General features: G+C 62.0%; 15 protein-coding genes. 11 read left to right on the top strand and 4 right to left on the bottom strand.

The window, feature by feature from the left end:
• The first annotated feature begins 3 nt into the window (after positions 1–3).
• The 4 genes from hisA to coaA are packed head-to-tail and all read left to right on the top strand — an operon-like array spanning position 4 to position 2,889.
• Complete coding sequence (hisA, locus tag ACQK2M_RS02980) at positions 4–756, top strand: 1-(5-phosphoribosyl)-5-[(5-phosphoribosylamino)methylideneamino]imidazole-4-carboxamide isomerase (protein WP_425416564.1); 753 nt, start codon at positions 4–6, stop codon at positions 754–756.
• A complete protein-coding gene (gene hisF / locus ACQK2M_RS02975; protein ID WP_223477639.1) occupies positions 753–1,532 on the top strand; it encodes an imidazole glycerol phosphate synthase subunit HisF in 780 nt (259 codons plus the stop codon). The genes hisA and hisF overlap by 4 nt, the downstream gene beginning before the upstream one ends.
• Before the next feature lie 13 nt (positions 1,533–1,545).
• On the top strand, positions 1,546–1,869 hold the full coding sequence (locus tag ACQK2M_RS02970; RefSeq protein WP_425416563.1) for a phosphoribosyl-ATP diphosphatase: 324 nt from the start codon (positions 1,546–1,548) through the stop codon (positions 1,867–1,869).
• 15 nt (positions 1,870–1,884) lie between these two features.
• Positions 1,885–2,889, top strand: coding sequence for a type I pantothenate kinase (gene coaA / locus ACQK2M_RS02965; protein WP_223477641.1), 1,005 nt, complete (start codon positions 1,885–1,887; stop codon positions 2,887–2,889).
• A 6-nt stretch (positions 2,890–2,895) separates the two neighbouring features.
• Here the strand turns inward: coaA and ACQK2M_RS02960 are convergent, their stop codons facing one another.
• From ACQK2M_RS02960 to ACQK2M_RS02945, 4 genes are all read right to left on the bottom strand, one after another.
• Entirely contained in the window at positions 2,896–3,513 is a 618-nt protein-coding gene (locus ACQK2M_RS02960) for an alpha-ketoglutarate-dependent dioxygenase AlkB family protein (protein ID WP_425416562.1), read from the bottom strand.
• Between the two features lie 60 nt (positions 3,514–3,573).
• Positions 3,574–4,017 (bottom strand): peptidoglycan-binding protein LysM, encoded by a 444-nt coding sequence (gene lysM, locus ACQK2M_RS02955; RefSeq protein WP_425416561.1) that lies wholly within the window; start codon positions 4,015–4,017, stop codon positions 3,574–3,576.
• Between the two features lie 77 nt (positions 4,018–4,094).
• The gene (arfB, locus tag ACQK2M_RS02950) at positions 4,095–4,532 is read right to left on the bottom strand and encodes an alternative ribosome rescue aminoacyl-tRNA hydrolase ArfB (RefSeq protein WP_425416560.1); all 438 of its coding nucleotides are present in this window, start codon (positions 4,530–4,532) and stop codon (positions 4,095–4,097) included.
• Between the two features lie 136 nt (positions 4,533–4,668).
• Positions 4,669–6,279 (bottom strand): phosphoenolpyruvate carboxykinase, encoded by a 1,611-nt coding sequence (locus ACQK2M_RS02945; protein WP_425416559.1) that lies wholly within the window; start codon positions 6,277–6,279, stop codon positions 4,669–4,671.
• Between the two features lie 377 nt (positions 6,280–6,656).
• Between ACQK2M_RS02945 and ACQK2M_RS02940 the strand changes: the two genes are divergently transcribed.
• The 7 genes from ACQK2M_RS02940 (at position 6,657) to ACQK2M_RS02910 (ending at position 14,757) form a co-directional block, all read left to right on the top strand.
• On the top strand, positions 6,657–7,361 hold the full coding sequence (locus ACQK2M_RS02940) for a response regulator transcription factor (RefSeq protein WP_223477646.1): 705 nt from the start codon (positions 6,657–6,659) through the stop codon (positions 7,359–7,361).
• Between the two features lie 34 nt (positions 7,362–7,395).
• The gene (locus ACQK2M_RS02935) at positions 7,396–9,204 is read left to right on the top strand and encodes a stimulus-sensing domain-containing protein (protein WP_425416558.1); all 1,809 of its coding nucleotides are present in this window, start codon (positions 7,396–7,398) and stop codon (positions 9,202–9,204) included.
• A complete protein-coding gene (locus ACQK2M_RS02930; RefSeq protein ID WP_425416557.1) occupies positions 9,201–9,692 on the top strand; it encodes an HPr kinase/phosphorylase in 492 nt (163 codons plus the stop codon). The genes ACQK2M_RS02935 and ACQK2M_RS02930 overlap by 4 nt, the downstream gene beginning before the upstream one ends.
• A 156-nt stretch (positions 9,693–9,848) precedes the next feature.
• Positions 9,849–10,250: a PTS sugar transporter subunit IIA gene (locus ACQK2M_RS02925; protein ID WP_223477718.1), complete on the top strand. Its 402-nt coding sequence runs from the start codon at positions 9,849–9,851 to the stop codon at positions 10,248–10,250.
• A gap of 16 nt (positions 10,251–10,266) precedes the next feature.
• Positions 10,267–10,542: an HPr family phosphocarrier protein gene (locus ACQK2M_RS02920; RefSeq protein WP_223477649.1), complete on the top strand. Its 276-nt coding sequence runs from the start codon at positions 10,267–10,269 to the stop codon at positions 10,540–10,542.
• Positions 10,543–10,638: 96 nt separating this feature from the next.
• On the top strand, positions 10,639–12,039 hold the full coding sequence (gene ahcY / locus ACQK2M_RS02915) for an adenosylhomocysteinase (RefSeq protein ID WP_425416556.1): 1,401 nt from the start codon (positions 10,639–10,641) through the stop codon (positions 12,037–12,039).
• A 213-nt stretch (positions 12,040–12,252) separates the two neighbouring features.
• Positions 12,253–14,757 (top strand): ATP-binding protein, encoded by a 2,505-nt coding sequence (locus ACQK2M_RS02910; protein ID WP_425416555.1) that lies wholly within the window; start codon positions 12,253–12,255, stop codon positions 14,755–14,757.
• Positions 14,758–14,762 lie beyond the last annotated feature (5 nt).

Raw genomic sequence — 14,762 nt, 5'->3', positions numbered from 1 at the left:
GCCATGCCCGCAAACAAGATCCTCTTTCCCGCCATCGATCTGAAGGACGGCCAGTGCGTGCGCCTCGTCAAGGGCGACATGGGCCAGGCGACCGTCTACAACCCGGACCCCGCCGCGCAGGCGAAAGCCTTCGAGGACCAGGGCTTCGAGTGGCTGCATGTTGTCGATCTGAACGGCGCGTTCGAGGGCCAGTCGGTCAATGGCGCGGCGGTTGAGGCGATCCTCGCCGCAACGACCAATCCTGTGCAGCTCGGCGGCGGTATCCGCACGCTCGCCCATATCGAGACCTGGCTGGACAAGGGCCTATCCCGCGTCATTCTCGGCACGGTCGCGGTGCGCGATCCGGATCTCGTCATCGAGGTCTGCAGGCAATTTCCCGGCAAGATCGCCGTCGGCATCGACGCGAAGGGCGGCAAGGTTGCCGTCGAAGGCTGGGCCGAAGCCTCCGAACTCGGCGTCATCGAGCTGGCGAAGAAATTCGAGGGCGCTGGCGTCGCCGCGATCATCTACACCGATATCGACCGTGACGGCATCCTGACGGGCATCAACTGGGAGTCGACCATCGATCTGGCCGATGCCGTCTCGATCCCCGTCATTGCGTCTGGCGGATTGGCTTCGATTGCGGATGTCGTCCGCATGACGATGCCGGATGCGGCCAAGCTGGAAGGTGCAATATCCGGCCGTGCGCTCTATGACGGTCGGATCGACCCGGAACAGGCTTTGGCGGTTCTGCGCGGCGAAGGGAGGGGGAAATGACCCTGAAAGCCCGCGTCATCCCCTGCCTCGACGTCGCCGGCGGCCGTGTCGTCAAAGGGGTCAATTTCGTCGATCTGGTCGATGCCGGCGATCCGGTAGAGGCGGCCAAGGCTTATGATGCGGCGGGGGCCGATGAACTCTGCTTCCTCGACATCACCGCCTCCTCCGATGATCGCGAGACGATCTATGACGTCGTCGCCCGCACCGCCGAACAGTGCTTCATGCCGCTGACCGTCGGCGGCGGGGTGCGCGCGGTCGAGGATGTGCGCAAGCTGCTGCTGGCCGGCGCTGACAAGGTCTCCATCAACACGGCTGCCGTGAAACGGCCGGAACTGGTCGCCGAAGCCGCCGACAAGTTCGGCAACCAGTGCATCGTCGTCGCCATCGACGCCAAGGCGGTTGACGAGGGGGACGCCGAGCCGCGCTGGGAAATCTTTACCCATGGCGGTCGCGTGCCGACCGGTATCGATGCGGTGGAGTTCGCGCGTAAGGTGACTGAGCTCGGCGCGGGCGAGATCCTGCTCACCTCCATGGACCGCGACGGCACCAAGATCGGCTACAACATCCCGCTGACGCGCGCTGTGGCCGATGCCGTGCGCGTTCCGGTCATTGCGTCCGGCGGCGTAGGCACGCTCGATCATCTTGTCGAGGGTATTCGCGACGGTCATGCCACCGCCGTGCTTGCCGCCTCGATCTTCCATTTCGGAACCTATACGATCGGTGAGGCCAAGGATCATATGGCCGAAGCCGGCATCGCCGTGCGCCGCGACGCCTGAACGGAAAGAAACAATGACCGATTTCACGCTTGCCGACCTCGAGACAATCGTCGCCGCGCGCGCAGCCTCCGGAGACGAAAGCTCCTGGACGGCGAAACTCGTCGGCAAGGGTATCGAGAAAGCGTCCAAGAAGCTGGGTGAGGAGGCGGTCGAGACCGTGATCGCGGCGATCGGTCAGGATCGCGGACAGCTTGTGGGAGAAACGGCCGACCTGCTATACCATCTCCTTGTCGTCCTCCACATTCGCGGCGTTGCGCTGGACGAGGTTCTGGCAGAACTTGAAAGCCGCACGGGCCGGACCGGGATCGAGGAAAAGACGTCCCGTCCCGGGGAGTAAATCACAGGCAACTTCATGGACCAATCCGTCAAGCGCAGCGGGCACACGGTGCATACCGATCCACTCGACCAGTTGTCGGGCAGCGAGTTGTCGCCCTATCGGCGCTTTTCGGCGGCCAGATGGTCCGAATTCAGGGCCGATACGCCCCTGACACTGACATCGGACGAGGTCATGCGGCTGCGCTCGCTGAACGACCCGGTCGACCTCGAGGAGGTCCGGCGCATTTACCTGTCGATGTCGCGCCTGCTCTATTCCCATGTCGAGGCGTCGCAGAGCCTGTTCGAGCAGCGCAAGACCTTTCTCAATGTCGATGAGGCGATCAAGACGCCTTTCATCATCGGCATCGCCGGATCGGTCGCCGTCGGCAAGTCGACCACGGCGCGTATCCTGAAGGAATTGCTGGCGCGATGGTCGTCCAACCCGAAGGTCGACCTCGTGACGACGGACGGGTTTCTCCTGCCCAACGCCGTCCTGCGCGAACAGGGCCTGATGGAACGAAAGGGTTTTCCGGAGAGCTACGACGTCCCCGCCGTCCTGCGGTTCCTGTCGGCCATCAAGGCGGGCGAGCATTCGGTGCGCGCGCCGCTTTATTCGCACCTCGTCTATGACGTGCTGCCGGACGAATACATAACCATCGACCGGCCGGATATCCTGATCTTCGAAGGGATCAACGTTCTGCAGGTTCGCGACCTGCCGGAGGACGGCAAGATGGTGCCCTTCGTGTCGGACTATTTCGATTTCTCGATCTATATCGATGCCGACGAGGAGCAGATCCACGACTGGTACGTGACCCGCTTCATGCGGTTGCGCGAGACGGCGTTCCGCGATCCGAAGAGTTTCTTTCACCGCTACTCGGAACTGTCGAAGGATTCCGCGCTCGGTATCGCGGAGGGGTTGTGGACCAATATCAACCTGAAAAACCTCAGGGAGAATATCCAGCCGACGCGCCCGCGCGCCGATTTGATCCTCAAGAAGGGCTCCGACCACCTCGTCGAGGAAGTGCTGCTCAGGAAGCTCTGATCGCGATTACGTGGGCTTCGTCACCCGGCGCAGCGTCAGGTTGATGCGTCCGCCATTCTTCAAAAGCGCCGACGTCGCCGGATAGATCCGGTCGACGCCGTGATAGCAAAGCCTGCCCGGTCCGCCGAGCAGGATGACGTCGCCACTGTCCAGCTTGAGCGAGACGGTCCGACCGGATCGTGTGGTCTCGCCGATCCGGAACAGGCAGGTATCGCCGAGCGAGACCGAGAGAACCGGTGCGTCGAAATCCTCCTCGTCGCGGTCCTGGTGGAGACCCATCTTCGCCGTATCCTCGTAGAAATTGACGAGGCATGCCTCCGGCGGATGCGCATAGCCGCTGTAGTCTTCCCAGAGTTTCATGAGGGATGCCGGAATATCGGGCCAGGGCGCGCCGGAAACCGGGTGCGTCGCCTGATAGCGATAGCCGCGCTCCTTGTCGGTGACCCAGCCGAGCGACCCGCAATTGGTCATGCGAACGCTCATTTCCTTGCCGGTGCGCGGCATGCGCGGCGTAAACAGCGGCGCCTTCGTGACGACCGACCGAATGTCCTCGACCAGTCCGCGCTGCTCATCCGGCGACAGACAGCCGGGTATGTGGCGGACACCCTTTGGAAGTACCAGCATGGTCAGGATATGGGTTTCCGGCGGCGAAACGCCATGCGCCGCCGCCGGATTATTCGAGTATCAGCCAGCGTCCGGGATGCGCAGGACCTGCCCGGGATAGATCTTGTCGGGATGGGTCAGCATCGGCGTGTTCGCCTCGAAGATGAGATTGTATTTCGATCCGTTGCCATAGGCCTTCTCGGCAATCGCCCAGAGCGTGTCGCCCTTTTCCACCGTATGGAATTTGGGGTCTCCGGCCGGCGCGTCGGCGACCTTGAGCTCGCTGGCCTCGACCTTGGAAATCCCGAGCGTGTTGCCGACCGCGACGACCGCCTTTTCAAAAATCGACTGGTCTTCAACGGCTCCCTTGATGATCGCGGTATCGCCCTTCACCTCGACTTCCACGCCTTCCGTGCCGAGGGCGTGCGAATCGAGTTCTTTCTTCAGTTCTTTCGCATTTTCCTCTTCATCGTCGCCGAAGCCGAGTTTTTTGCCTGCCGATTTCACGAAATCGAAAAATCCCATCGCAACATCCTTCCCGATAAACTTATAACGCCGCGCCTCGCGACCGGATCGACCTTAATGCGCACAATTGCGGCGGGCTAGTCCTCGGCATCGACGCTGCCGCGCATTTTCTTGATCTGCGCCCGGCCGGCTTTGGCCTTCAGCCGACGTTCGACCGAGCCGCGCGTCGGCCTCGTCTTCTTGCGCGGAGGGGGTGGCGGCTCGAGTGCCTTGAGGACGAGGCCCTTCAGGCGTTCCCGTGCGTCCTCCCGGTTGCGCTCCTGCGCCCGGTGCCGGCTCGCGTGGATGAGGATCGACCCGTCCTTTGCGGCGCGTTTGCCGGCGATCTGGACGAGTCGCTTCAATTGCTGATCGTTGAACACGCCGGCGGAGCCGGGAAAGAAGCGCAGCTGCACGGCGCTCGACGTCTTGTTGACGTTCTGACCGCCGGGCCCGGAGGCGAGCACGAAATCCTCCGTCATCGACCAGCCGGGCAGGATCATCCCGTGCCGGATCGGCAGGTCATCGACGCTCATTGTTCTCGCCCGGGTTCGAATGTCTCATCATGGAGCGAGACGTTAAGCGTTGCACCGGTTCGAAAAAAGCCGTGGCAAAAGAAAAACGGCGTCTGCCGCGAAGCAGACGCCGTGGACTCACCCTTGCGGGCTGCTGTTATTCAGCGGCCTGGAGAAATCGAGGCGCCGCGTCCATCACGTCGAGATCGACATGGTTGGCGAATTTTTCGAAGTTCTCCGTGAACATGCCGGCGAGCTTTTCGGCCTGCAGGTCGTAGGCACGCGGATCGGCCCAGGTCGAGCGCGGATCGAGGATGGCGCTGTCCACGCCTTCGACCGCGACCGGAACGGCAAAGCCGAAATTGGGATCGGTGCGGTATTCCACGTCGTTCAGTTCGCCCGACAAGGCGGCCTTGAGCAGCGCGCGGGTCGCCTTGATCGGCATGCGGTTGCCAACGCCATAGGCGCCGCCGGTCCATCCGGTATTGACCAGCCAGCAATCGACGCCGTGTTTGGCGATCAGGTCGCGCAGCAGATTGCCGTATTCGCTCGGATGGCGCGGCATGAACGGTGCGCCGAAGCAGGTCGAGAATGTCGCTTCCGGCTCGGTTACGCCCTTCTCGGTACCGGCGACTTTCGCCGTGTAGCCGGAAAGGAAGTGGTACATCGCCTGCGCCGGCGTGAGCTTGGCGATCGGCGGCATCACGCCGAACGCGTCGGCGGTCAGCATGATGATGTTGTTCGGCTGGCCGGCCTTGCCGGTCGCGCTGGCATTCGGGATGAAGTGCAGCGGATAGGCGCAGCGCGTGTTCTCGGTCAGCGTGGCGTCGTGGAAATCCGGCATCTTGTTGTCGTCGAGCACGACATTTTCGAGCACGGTGCCGAAGCGCTCCGTTGTCGAGTAGATTTCCGGCTCGGCTTCGCGCGACAGGCGGATTGTCTTGGCGTAGCAGCCGCCCTCGAAGTTGAAGACGCCGTTCTCGCTCCAGCCATGCTCGTCGTCGCCGATCAGCGTACGCGCCGGATCAGCGGAAAGCGTGGTCTTGCCGGTGCCTGACAGGCCGAAGAACACCGCGACATCGCCGTCCGGGCCTTCATTCGCCGAGCAATGCATCGGCATGACGCCCTTTTTCGGCAGGATGTAATTGAGCGCGGTGAAGACCGATTTTTTCATCTCGCCGGCATAGGAGGTTCCGCCGATCAGCACGATCATGCGGGTCAGGTCGACCGCGATCACTGTGCCCGAGCGGCAGCCATGCCGCTCCGGATCCGCCTCGAAGGAGGGAAGATCGATGATCGTCATTTCCGGCACGAAGGCGGAAAGCGTGTCGCGGTCCGGCCGGATCAGCAGGTTGCGGATGAACAGTGAATGCCAGGCATTTTCGGTGATGACGCGCACCGGAAGGCTGTAATCCGCGTCCGCGCCGCCGATCAGGTCCTGGACGAACAACTCCATGCCCTGTGCCTGTTCGAGGAAATCCTCGAGAAGACGGTCGAAGTCCTCCGGCGTCATCGCCTTGTTGTTGTCCCACCAGATGTGGTCATCGACGGTTCCGTCCTTGACGACGAACTTGTCCTTGGCGGAGCGGCCGGTATGCACGCCGGTCTTTGCGACGAGGGCGCCATGTGCGCTGAGCTGCGCTTCGCGGCGGTCGATCGCCTCCTCGTAGAGTTCCGCCTCGGTGAGGTTGTAATAGACGGAGGACGGTGCCCGAAAGCCGTGTTTCTCGAGTCCGTGCGCCGTATTGTACAATCCGTTTGTCTTCATTGTCCTCACCAGTCGGGTCTCTTTTTGGTTGCTCCTGTCGCCGCCAGCAGCCGCGAAAATTTTAAATCTGTTTAAGTCTGCGTTTAAACAGGGTTAGAGCGTGAAACAGAAATAACCATGGATTTCAAATAATTAATCGATTTAATCTTTAAAAAAATAATTTAATCGGTTCAAGTTGTGCGTAAAAGACGTAGTTGGGAGCCTTGTCGTACGGCAATTTGTCGGAGCGCACCGGTTTCATCGTCCGCCCATGGAAAGGGGCGCTCCATGACACCAGTTGCGTTCTGTGCCACATTTTGCGCCAAGTTTCGGCGTCAACCGCTCACCTTCTGGAGGCGAGCAAGGGACAAGGCGTTATGGCTGGGGAGAATTTCAGCATGCAGACAGTTGCGCTGGTCGATGACGACCGGAACATCCTGACTTCGGTATCGATCGCCCTTGAGGCGGAAGGATATCGGGTCGAGACCTTTACCGATGGCGCCTCCGCGCTCGAGGGATTGGTCACGCGTCCACCCAATCTCGCGATCCTCGATATCAAGATGCCGCGGATGGACGGCATGGAGCTCCTGCGCCGGCTGCGTCAGAAGACCGACCTGCCGGTGATCTTCCTGACCTCCAAGGACGACGAGATCGACGAGTTGTTCGGCCTGAAGATGGGCGCCGACGATTTCATCACCAAGCCGTTTTCCCAGCGCCTGCTGGTCGAACGCGTCCGGGCCGTGCTGCGCCGGACCGCCGCCCGCGAAATCGCGGTCAAGGGCGATGCCGCCAGCCAGGCCCAGTCCATCGTGCGCGGCAACCTCGTTCTGGACCAGGAACGCCACACCTGCACCTGGAAGGACCAGCCCGTCACGCTGACGGTAACGGAATTCCTGATCCTGCACGCGCTGGCGCAGCGCCCCGGCGTCGTGAAAAGCCGTGATTCCCTGATGGATGCGGCCTATGATGACCAGGTTTATGTGGATGACCGGACGATCGACAGCCACATCAAGCGCCTGCGCAAGAAGTTCAAGGTCGTCGACGATAGTTTCGACATGATCGAAACGCTTTATGGCGTCGGTTACCGGTTCCGGGAAAGCTGAACCGCCGCCGATCCGAGGCTGAAGACGAGGCGCAATGACGCTGGAAGCCGATCACATCGCCTACAGGACCGGGACCGAAAAACCCGAAACGCGCGGCGGCCGAGAAAAGGCCGCGCCGCGCGCTCCGGGCGCGTCGCGGGGCGGCTTCCTTCGGCCGCTGCGCAGACTGTTCGGCGGGTACATCTTCTCCTCGCTGACGCATCGTATCCTCTTCCTCAACCTCGCCGCGCTGGGCGTGTTGATGTCGGGTATCCTCTACATCAACCAGTTCCGAGACGGGCTGATCGATGCGCGCGTCGAAAGCCTGATGATCCAGGGCGAGATCATAGCCGGTGCGATCGCGGCCTCGGCCAATGTCGAAACCAACGCGATCCTGATCGATCCCGACAAGCTGCTCGAACTGCAGGCCGGCGAGTCGATCGTTCCCAATGCCGACCGGTTCGACAATCTGGATTTCCCGATCAATCCGGAGCGCGTCGCCCCGGTCCTTCAACGATTGATTTCGCCGACCCGCACGCGTGCGCGCATCTATGACCGCGAGGCGATCCTGCTGCTCGACTCGCGCCGTCTCTACGCTGGCGGACAGGTGCTGCGCTACGACCTGCCGGAGATCGACGACAACGATCAGGGCCTGATGGACCGGATCGACCGGCTGATCTCGCGTATCTTCCGCCGCCGCGACCTGAGCGTCTACACAGAGCAGCCGGGCGGCAGCGGGACGGCCTATTCGGAGGTGATGGCGGCGCTCGCTGGCGGGCGTTCGCAGATCGTTCGCATCAGCCCGCAGGGCGAGCTTATCGTCTCGGTCGCCGTGCCGATCCAGCGTTTTCGCGCGGTCCTCGGCGTGTTGCAGCTATCGACGCAGGGCGGTGATATCGACAAGATTGTCAAGGCCGAGCGTTTCGCGATGATGCGCGTGTTCGGGGTCGCTGTCATCGTCAACATCATCCTATCGATCGCCCTGGCCGGCACCATCGCCAATCCGCTGCGCCGCCTTGCCGCCGCCGCGGTGCGGGTCCGGCGCTCGATCAAGCTGCGCGAGGAAATTCCCGACTTCTCGTCCCGGCAGGACGAGATCGGCAATCTTTCGGTCGCGCTGCGCGACATGACGAACTCGCTCTATGCGCGTATCGACGCCATTGAGAGTTTCGCCGCCGACGTCAGTCACGAATTGAAGAATCCGCTGACATCGCTTCGCAGCGCCGTTGAGACCTTGCCGCTTGCGAAGAACGATGACATGCGCAAGCGCCTGACGGACGTGATCGAGCACGATGTCCGCCGCCTCGACCGGTTGATCTCCGACATCTCGGATGCTTCGCGCCTCGATGCCGAACTGGTTCGCGAGGACGCATCGACCGTCGATCTGTCCCGGCTGCTTTCGGAACTGATTGGTATCCTCGATCAGAGTGTCGCCGCGGGAAATGCGAAGCTCAAGCTTCATGTAGGCAAGCTGCCGGCCGGCGCGAAAGGCTTCCATGTCAACGGTCACGAATTGCGGATCGGCCAGGTCATCACGAATCTCGTTCAGAATGCGTTTTCCTTCATTCCGAAAAAGAACGGTCGCGTGGATGTCCATCTATCCATGACGCCGACCCACGTGGTCGTCGCGGTGGAGGACAACGGTCCCGGCATTCGGGCCGAAAACATCGAGAACATCTTCCAGCGCTTCTACACGGACCGGCCGGGGCCCGATCAGTTTGGCAAGAACTCCGGTCTCGGTCTGTCGATCTCGCGCCAGATCGTCGAAGCGCATGGCGGCAAGCTGACGGCGGAGAACATCCCAGGGGGCCCCGACGGTCAGCCGGCCGGTGCGCGCTTCATCATGCGGTTGCCGCGCGAATGACGAATGCGGGAACCGGCGATATTGGCCAATCGCTGGAACATGCCACGGTGGTCGAGATCGACGGGCGCGGCGTGCTGATACGCGGCGCCTCCGGATCGGGCAAGACAGCGCTTGCCATCGAGCTTCTCTTCCGGTGCCGCCTCTGCGGCATATCATCCGCCCTGATCGCCGACGATTATGCGTTTTTGAGACCCGATGCTGATTCAGCGGGTCTGGTCGCGACGGCTCCGGAAAAGACTGCCGGCCAGATCGAGTTCAGGGGCTTCGGCATAGTGAATGTCGCGCCGGACCGGCATCGACCGCAAACCCGCCTTGCCTTGTCCGCTCTGTTGTGCCCGCAGGAAGAAACGGAGCGGGTCGCCGATCCGGACCGGGTCTTTTCGTCCAACGGCATCGATCTTCCGGAACTGGCACTTCCCATGCGCCAGCACACCGTGTCTGCCTGCGCCATCTTCGGATGGCTCGGTTTGTCGGATCGCATCCTCTGATCGCACATCTCGAACAGAGCGAAAGCGATTGCCGAGAATTGACCGGAAACACCTTGTCATGCGGGAAAATTGCTGATCATGATGCGGGCGCCCGGAGGGGAGGTGGCCGTCGTCGAACGGCCGGACACCGTTGGGCAGGACGGGAGAAATAACGTAATGATTGGCGTCGTGCTCGTAACGCACGGAAACCTCGCGGAAGAATTCAAGAATGCGGTCGAGCATGTCGTGGGCGCCCAGGTGCAGTTCGCCACGGTCTGCATAGGCGCTGATGATGACATGGAGCAGCGCCGCCGGGACATTCTCGCGCGCGTGGCCGATGTCGATGGCGGAGAGGGCGTTATCATCGTAACCGACATGTTCGGCGGCACGCCGTCCAACCTCTCGATCTCCGTCATGGAAACCGGCCGCATCGAGATCCTTGCCGGCATGAACCTACCGATGCTGATCAAGCTGGCGCGTGCGCGCGAGGATCAGCCCATGAGCGAAGCGCTTTCCCAAGCCTGCGAGGCAGGTCGCAAATACATCAATGTCGCAAGCCAGATCCTTGCAGGGAAATGACGCGTTGGGCGGTGTGATGAAGACTGCGACGCGCAGCCTGAAAATCACCAACAAACGGGGCCTTCACGCCCGTGCATCGTCGAAATTCGTCAAGCTGGTCGAGCAGTTCGACGCCGTTATCACCGTGGCCCGTGACGGGCTTTCGGTTCATGGAACGTCGATCATGGGGTTGATGCTGCTCGCAGCCGGTCCCGGCTGTCATATCGAGGTGACCGCGGAGGGACCCGATGCCGATGCCGCGCTGGACGCGGTCGCCGCCCTTCTGGACGACAAGTTCGGCGAGGGCGAGTAACAATCGCGGATCAGCATATAAGGATTTCCTTATATTATGATTGTCAGTTCGGTCGCGCTCTGCTAGTCAGCGCGCCAAACCGAACGGAGTACTCCCATGTCCAATTCGAACGACTATGTGGTCGCGGATCTTTCGCTTGCCGATTTCGGCCGCAAGGAACTCGACATTGCCGAAACAGAAATGCCGGGCCTGATGGCCTGCCGCGAGGAATTCGGCGAAGCGCGTCCGCTTGCCGGTGCGCGCATCTCCGGATCGCTTCACATGACGATCCAGACCGGCGTGCTGATCGAGACGCTGAAGGCGCTCGGCGCCGAAGTCCGCTGGGCGTCCTGCAACATCTTCTCCACCCAGGATCACGCTGCCGCAGCGATCGCCGCGACCGGCACGCCTGTCTTCGCCGTCAAGGGCGAGACGCTGGAGGAATATTGGTCCTACACGGACAGCATCTTCCAATGGGCCGATGGCGGCTTGTCGAACATGATCCTTGATGATGGCGGCGACGCCACCATGTACATCCTGATCGGCGCCCGCGCCGAGGAGGGCGAGGATGTCCTGTCGAACCCCGGTTCGGAAGAAGAAGAAGTCCTGTTCGCGCAGATCAAGAAGCGCATGGCGGCCTCTCCCGGCTGGTTCGTCAAGCAGCGCCACGCCATCATGGGCGTTACCGAGGAAACGACGACCGGCGTGAACCGCCTGTACCAGTTGCAGAAGAAGGGTCTGCTGCCCTTCCCGGCGATCAACGTCAATGACAGCGTCACGAAGTCGAAATTCGACAACAAATATGGCTGCAAGGAATCGCTGGTCGACGGCATCCGCCGTGCCACCGACGTGATGATGGCCGGCAAGGTCGCCGTGGTCTGCGGTTATGGCGACGTCGGCAAGGGTTCGGCGCAGTCGCTGCGCGGCGCCGGCGCACGCGTCAAGGTCACCGAGATCGATCCGATCTGCGCTCTGCAGGCGGCGATGGACGGCTACGAAGTTGTCGAGCTCGAGGATGTCGTCTCCTCGGCCGACATCTTCATCACCACCACCGGCAACAAGGATGTCATCCGTCTCGAGCACATGCGTGCGATGAAAGACATGGCTATCGTCGGCAATATCGGCCACTTCGACAACGAGATCCAGGTTGCGGCGCTGAAGAACCTGAAATGGACCAACATCAAGCCGCAGGTCGACATGGTGGAGTTTCCGGGCGGCAACCGCATGATCCTGCTGTCCGAAGGCCGCCTGCTGAACCTCGGCAACGCCACCGGGCATCCGAGCTTTGTCATGAGCGCGTCCTTCACCAACCAGGTGCTGGCCCAGATCGAGCTCTTCACCAAGGGTGATGAATACGGCCACGAGGTCTATGTCCTGCCCAAGCATCTCGACGAAAAGGTGGCCCGGCTGCATCTCGACAAGCTCGGCGCACGGCTCAGTGAGCTGTCGGACGAGCAGGCCGCCTATATCGGCGTTACGCCGTCGGGCCCCTACAAGCCGGAACACTACAGGTATTGATAAGCAATACCTGAACATACCAGATATTGTGGCCGGAGAACGCATTCTGTTCTTCGGCCTTTTTTTACGACCTTGACGCTTCACGCCGATTCGTCGTGCGGGTATTTTGGGGTGATTCGCGAATGCGCGCGGGCGGCGCAGAAATCGCGAAGTGTCCGCGCGGACTTCACATGAAAGTGGCCGTTTCGCGTGCCTGCGGCGAGGGGACGAAGAATGCCGGAATCGCAAAGTGCAAGAAGACCGGGCGGAAGCGTCTTTCGCTCCGGACGCCTTGCGCTGCTTGGCGCATCGACGGCGCTTTTCGCTGTACCGGCCCCTGCTTCCGCGCAGGATCAGATCTCCTTCCTCGACGCGGTCCTGTCCTATCATCTCGGCACCCCGGAAGTCGTCCAGTTCGCGCTTTTCACCGGAGCGATGACCGCTGCGCTCGCCTCCGCGCTCTGGCTGATCCGCGAGCGCGGCCGCACTGCGCGCCAGAATACGACGCTGCGCGCCAGGGTCTCCGCGCTCAACGCCCAGGTCGCCAAGCTCGAAGCGCTGGCGACCACCGAGGGCCAGCGCGCCATCATCTGGGAAGACCGCGAACAGAAACCCGTCATCATCGGCACGCTTGACCCCGCCAGCGGCGCGCCCGCCGAGCGGAGTGCTTTCCTCGCATTCGGACGGTGGCTTGAACCGCGTTCGGCGGCGCGCATCGATCATCTTGTCGCCGAGCTGCGTGACGAGGCGAGGCCTTTCAACGATACCGTCGAGACCCGGCACGGCGTTCCAATCGAGGTGACCGGCCGGACCAATGGATCGAGCGCGGTGGTCCGTTTCGAGAGTCTGACCGGGGAACGCGCGGAGCATGCCCGTCTGGCGCTCGAACACAATCGTGTCGTCGATACGCTGGAAACCCTTCAGGCGCTTCTCGATTCACTGGACGCGCCGTTCTGGCTGCGCAACGCCGATGGCGCGCTTGCCTGGGTCAACCGCGCCTTCGCGGAAGCGACCGGTCACGCCAACTCGGCGGACACGATCGCGGCCAATGTCGAGCTGTTCGGCAATCAGGCGCTGAAGACGATTTCAACGGGACTGGAGGCCGATGGCGAATACAGGGCTTCCGTCTCCACCGTCGTCGGCGGAGATCGGCTGGTCTACGACGTCGCCGATGCGAAGGGGCCCTACGGCTCGGCCGGGCTCGCCGTCGACAAGACCGACTATGACGCCATGCGAAGCGAGCTCAACAGGACCATCCGGAGCCACGAGGAGACGCTCGACCGGTTGACCACCGCCGTTGCGATGTTCGACGAGAATGCGCGTCTGCGCTTCCACAACCAGGCATTCCAGAAAATGTGGGACCTCGACCAGGGGTTCCTCGATTCCAAGCCCGACAACGCGATGTTCCTGGATCGGCTGCGCGCCGACGGCCGGCTCGAGGAAAAGCCGGAGTGGCGGCGCTGGAAGGAAGGTATCCTCGCCGCCTATCGCGCCGTCGAGCCGCAGGAAGACGTTTGGTACCTGCCCGACGGCCAGACGATCCGCGTCGTCGCCAATCCGCATCCCAAGGGCGGCCTGACCTGGGTGTTCGAGAACCTGACCGAACAGATCGATCTGGAAAGCCGCTACAAGACGCTCATGCGCGTGCAGGGTGAAACGCTGGACCACCTGGCAGAAGGCGTGGCCGTGTTCGGACAAGATGGTAAGCTTAGGCTTTCCAATCCTGCATTCGCCAGGTTCTGGGGCATCGAAGAGCTGCTCGAAAAGGAATCGGTCCATATCCGTGAGATCGCCGAATCCTGTCGACAGCGCCTCGGTGATGCAGAGCCATGGCGCCAGTTTGCCGGGATGGTCACCGGCTTCAGCGACGACCGTGCCGACGAAACGGGTCGCTGGGCCGTCGGTGACACGATCCTGTCATGGATGGTCGTGCCGCTGCCCAATGGTCAGACAATGATTACCTTTGTGGACGTTACTGCGACGGAGGAGGTCGAAAGGGCGCTTCGCGAACGCAACGAAGCGCTAGTCTCGACGGCGCTCCTTCGCACACGCTTCATCCGCCACGTCTCCTATGAACTGCGTACGCCGCTGACCAATATTTCAGGCTTCACGACGCTCTTGCAAAATCCGTCGACCGGCCCGCTCAACGAGAAACAGCAGGACTATCTGGGCTATATCGCCTCGTCCTCCGAGGCTCTGAAGCTCATCGTTGACGACATACTCGACCTGGCCACGATCGATGCCGGGATCATGGAGCTCGATTTCGCCGAGGTGGAGATCGAGCCCATGATGCGCGAGGTCGCTGCCGGGCTCGCGTCGCGCTTCGGGGAACACAACCTCGACCTCGTGGTACGCGTCGCGCCGGATACGGGCGCCATTTTCGCCGATGCCGACCGGCTTCGCCAGATCATGTTCAACGTGCTCGCCAATGCGGCGGATTTCGCGCCGGAAGGTTCGACCGTCACCTTCACCTGCGAGCGTTTGCAGGACGGCGTCGTGTTCAAGGTCCGCGATCGCGGCCCGGGCATTCCGGCCGAGGCGCTCAAGGAGATCTTCGATCCGTTCGAAACCGGCAAGCCGGGGCGCAAGCGTGGTGCGGGTCTCGGTCTTTCGCTGGTCAAGAGCTTCGTATCGTTGCATCAGGGGGAGGTCTCCATCGATTCCTCACCGGAGCGCGGCACGGAAGTCATTTTGCAGTTCCCCCAGGTCCCGCCCGGCGCGCGCGTCGCGGCCGAATAGAAGCC

It is taken from the genome of Oricola indica (genome assembly GCF_965227485.1).
Lineage (GTDB): Bacteria > Pseudomonadota > Alphaproteobacteria > Rhizobiales > Rhizobiaceae > Oricola > Oricola indica.
Note: the sequence above shows the minus strand (reverse complement) of the source record. Positions and strands in the feature narration are given on the sequence as shown.

Excerpts from the sequence above, each read along its gene's own strand:
- hisA (WP_425416564.1), top strand. The coding sequence starts at position 4 with ATGCCCGCAAACAAGATCCTCTTTCCCGCCATCGATCTGAAGGACGGC.
- hisF (WP_223477639.1), top strand. The coding sequence starts at position 753 with ATGACCCTGAAAGCCCGCGTCATCCCCTGCCTCGACGTCGCCGGCGGC.
- ACQK2M_RS02970 (WP_425416563.1), top strand. The coding sequence starts at position 1,546 with ATGACCGATTTCACGCTTGCCGACCTCGAGACAATCGTCGCCGCGCGC.
- coaA (WP_223477641.1), top strand. The coding sequence starts at position 1,885 with ATGGACCAATCCGTCAAGCGCAGCGGGCACACGGTGCATACCGATCCA.
- ACQK2M_RS02960 (WP_425416562.1), bottom strand. The coding sequence starts at position 3,513 with ATGCTGGTACTTCCAAAGGGTGTCCGCCACATACCCGGCTGTCTGTCG.
- lysM (WP_425416561.1), bottom strand. The coding sequence starts at position 4,017 with ATGGGATTTTTCGATTTCGTGAAATCGGCAGGCAAAAAACTCGGCTTC.
- arfB (WP_425416560.1), bottom strand. The coding sequence starts at position 4,532 with ATGAGCGTCGATGACCTGCCGATCCGGCACGGGATGATCCTGCCCGGC.
- ACQK2M_RS02945 (WP_425416559.1), bottom strand. The coding sequence starts at position 6,279 with ATGAAGACAAACGGATTGTACAATACGGCGCACGGACTCGAGAAACAC.
- ACQK2M_RS02940 (WP_223477646.1), top strand. The coding sequence starts at position 6,657 with ATGCAGACAGTTGCGCTGGTCGATGACGACCGGAACATCCTGACTTCG.
- ACQK2M_RS02935 (WP_425416558.1), top strand. The coding sequence starts at position 7,396 with ATGACGCTGGAAGCCGATCACATCGCCTACAGGACCGGGACCGAAAAA.
- ACQK2M_RS02930 (WP_425416557.1), top strand. The coding sequence starts at position 9,201 with ATGACGAATGCGGGAACCGGCGATATTGGCCAATCGCTGGAACATGCC.
- ACQK2M_RS02925 (WP_223477718.1), top strand. The coding sequence starts at position 9,849 with ATGATTGGCGTCGTGCTCGTAACGCACGGAAACCTCGCGGAAGAATTC.
- ACQK2M_RS02920 (WP_223477649.1), top strand. The coding sequence starts at position 10,267 with ATGAAGACTGCGACGCGCAGCCTGAAAATCACCAACAAACGGGGCCTT.
- ahcY (WP_425416556.1), top strand. The coding sequence starts at position 10,639 with ATGTCCAATTCGAACGACTATGTGGTCGCGGATCTTTCGCTTGCCGAT.
- ACQK2M_RS02910 (WP_425416555.1), top strand. The coding sequence starts at position 12,253 with ATGCCGGAATCGCAAAGTGCAAGAAGACCGGGCGGAAGCGTCTTTCGC.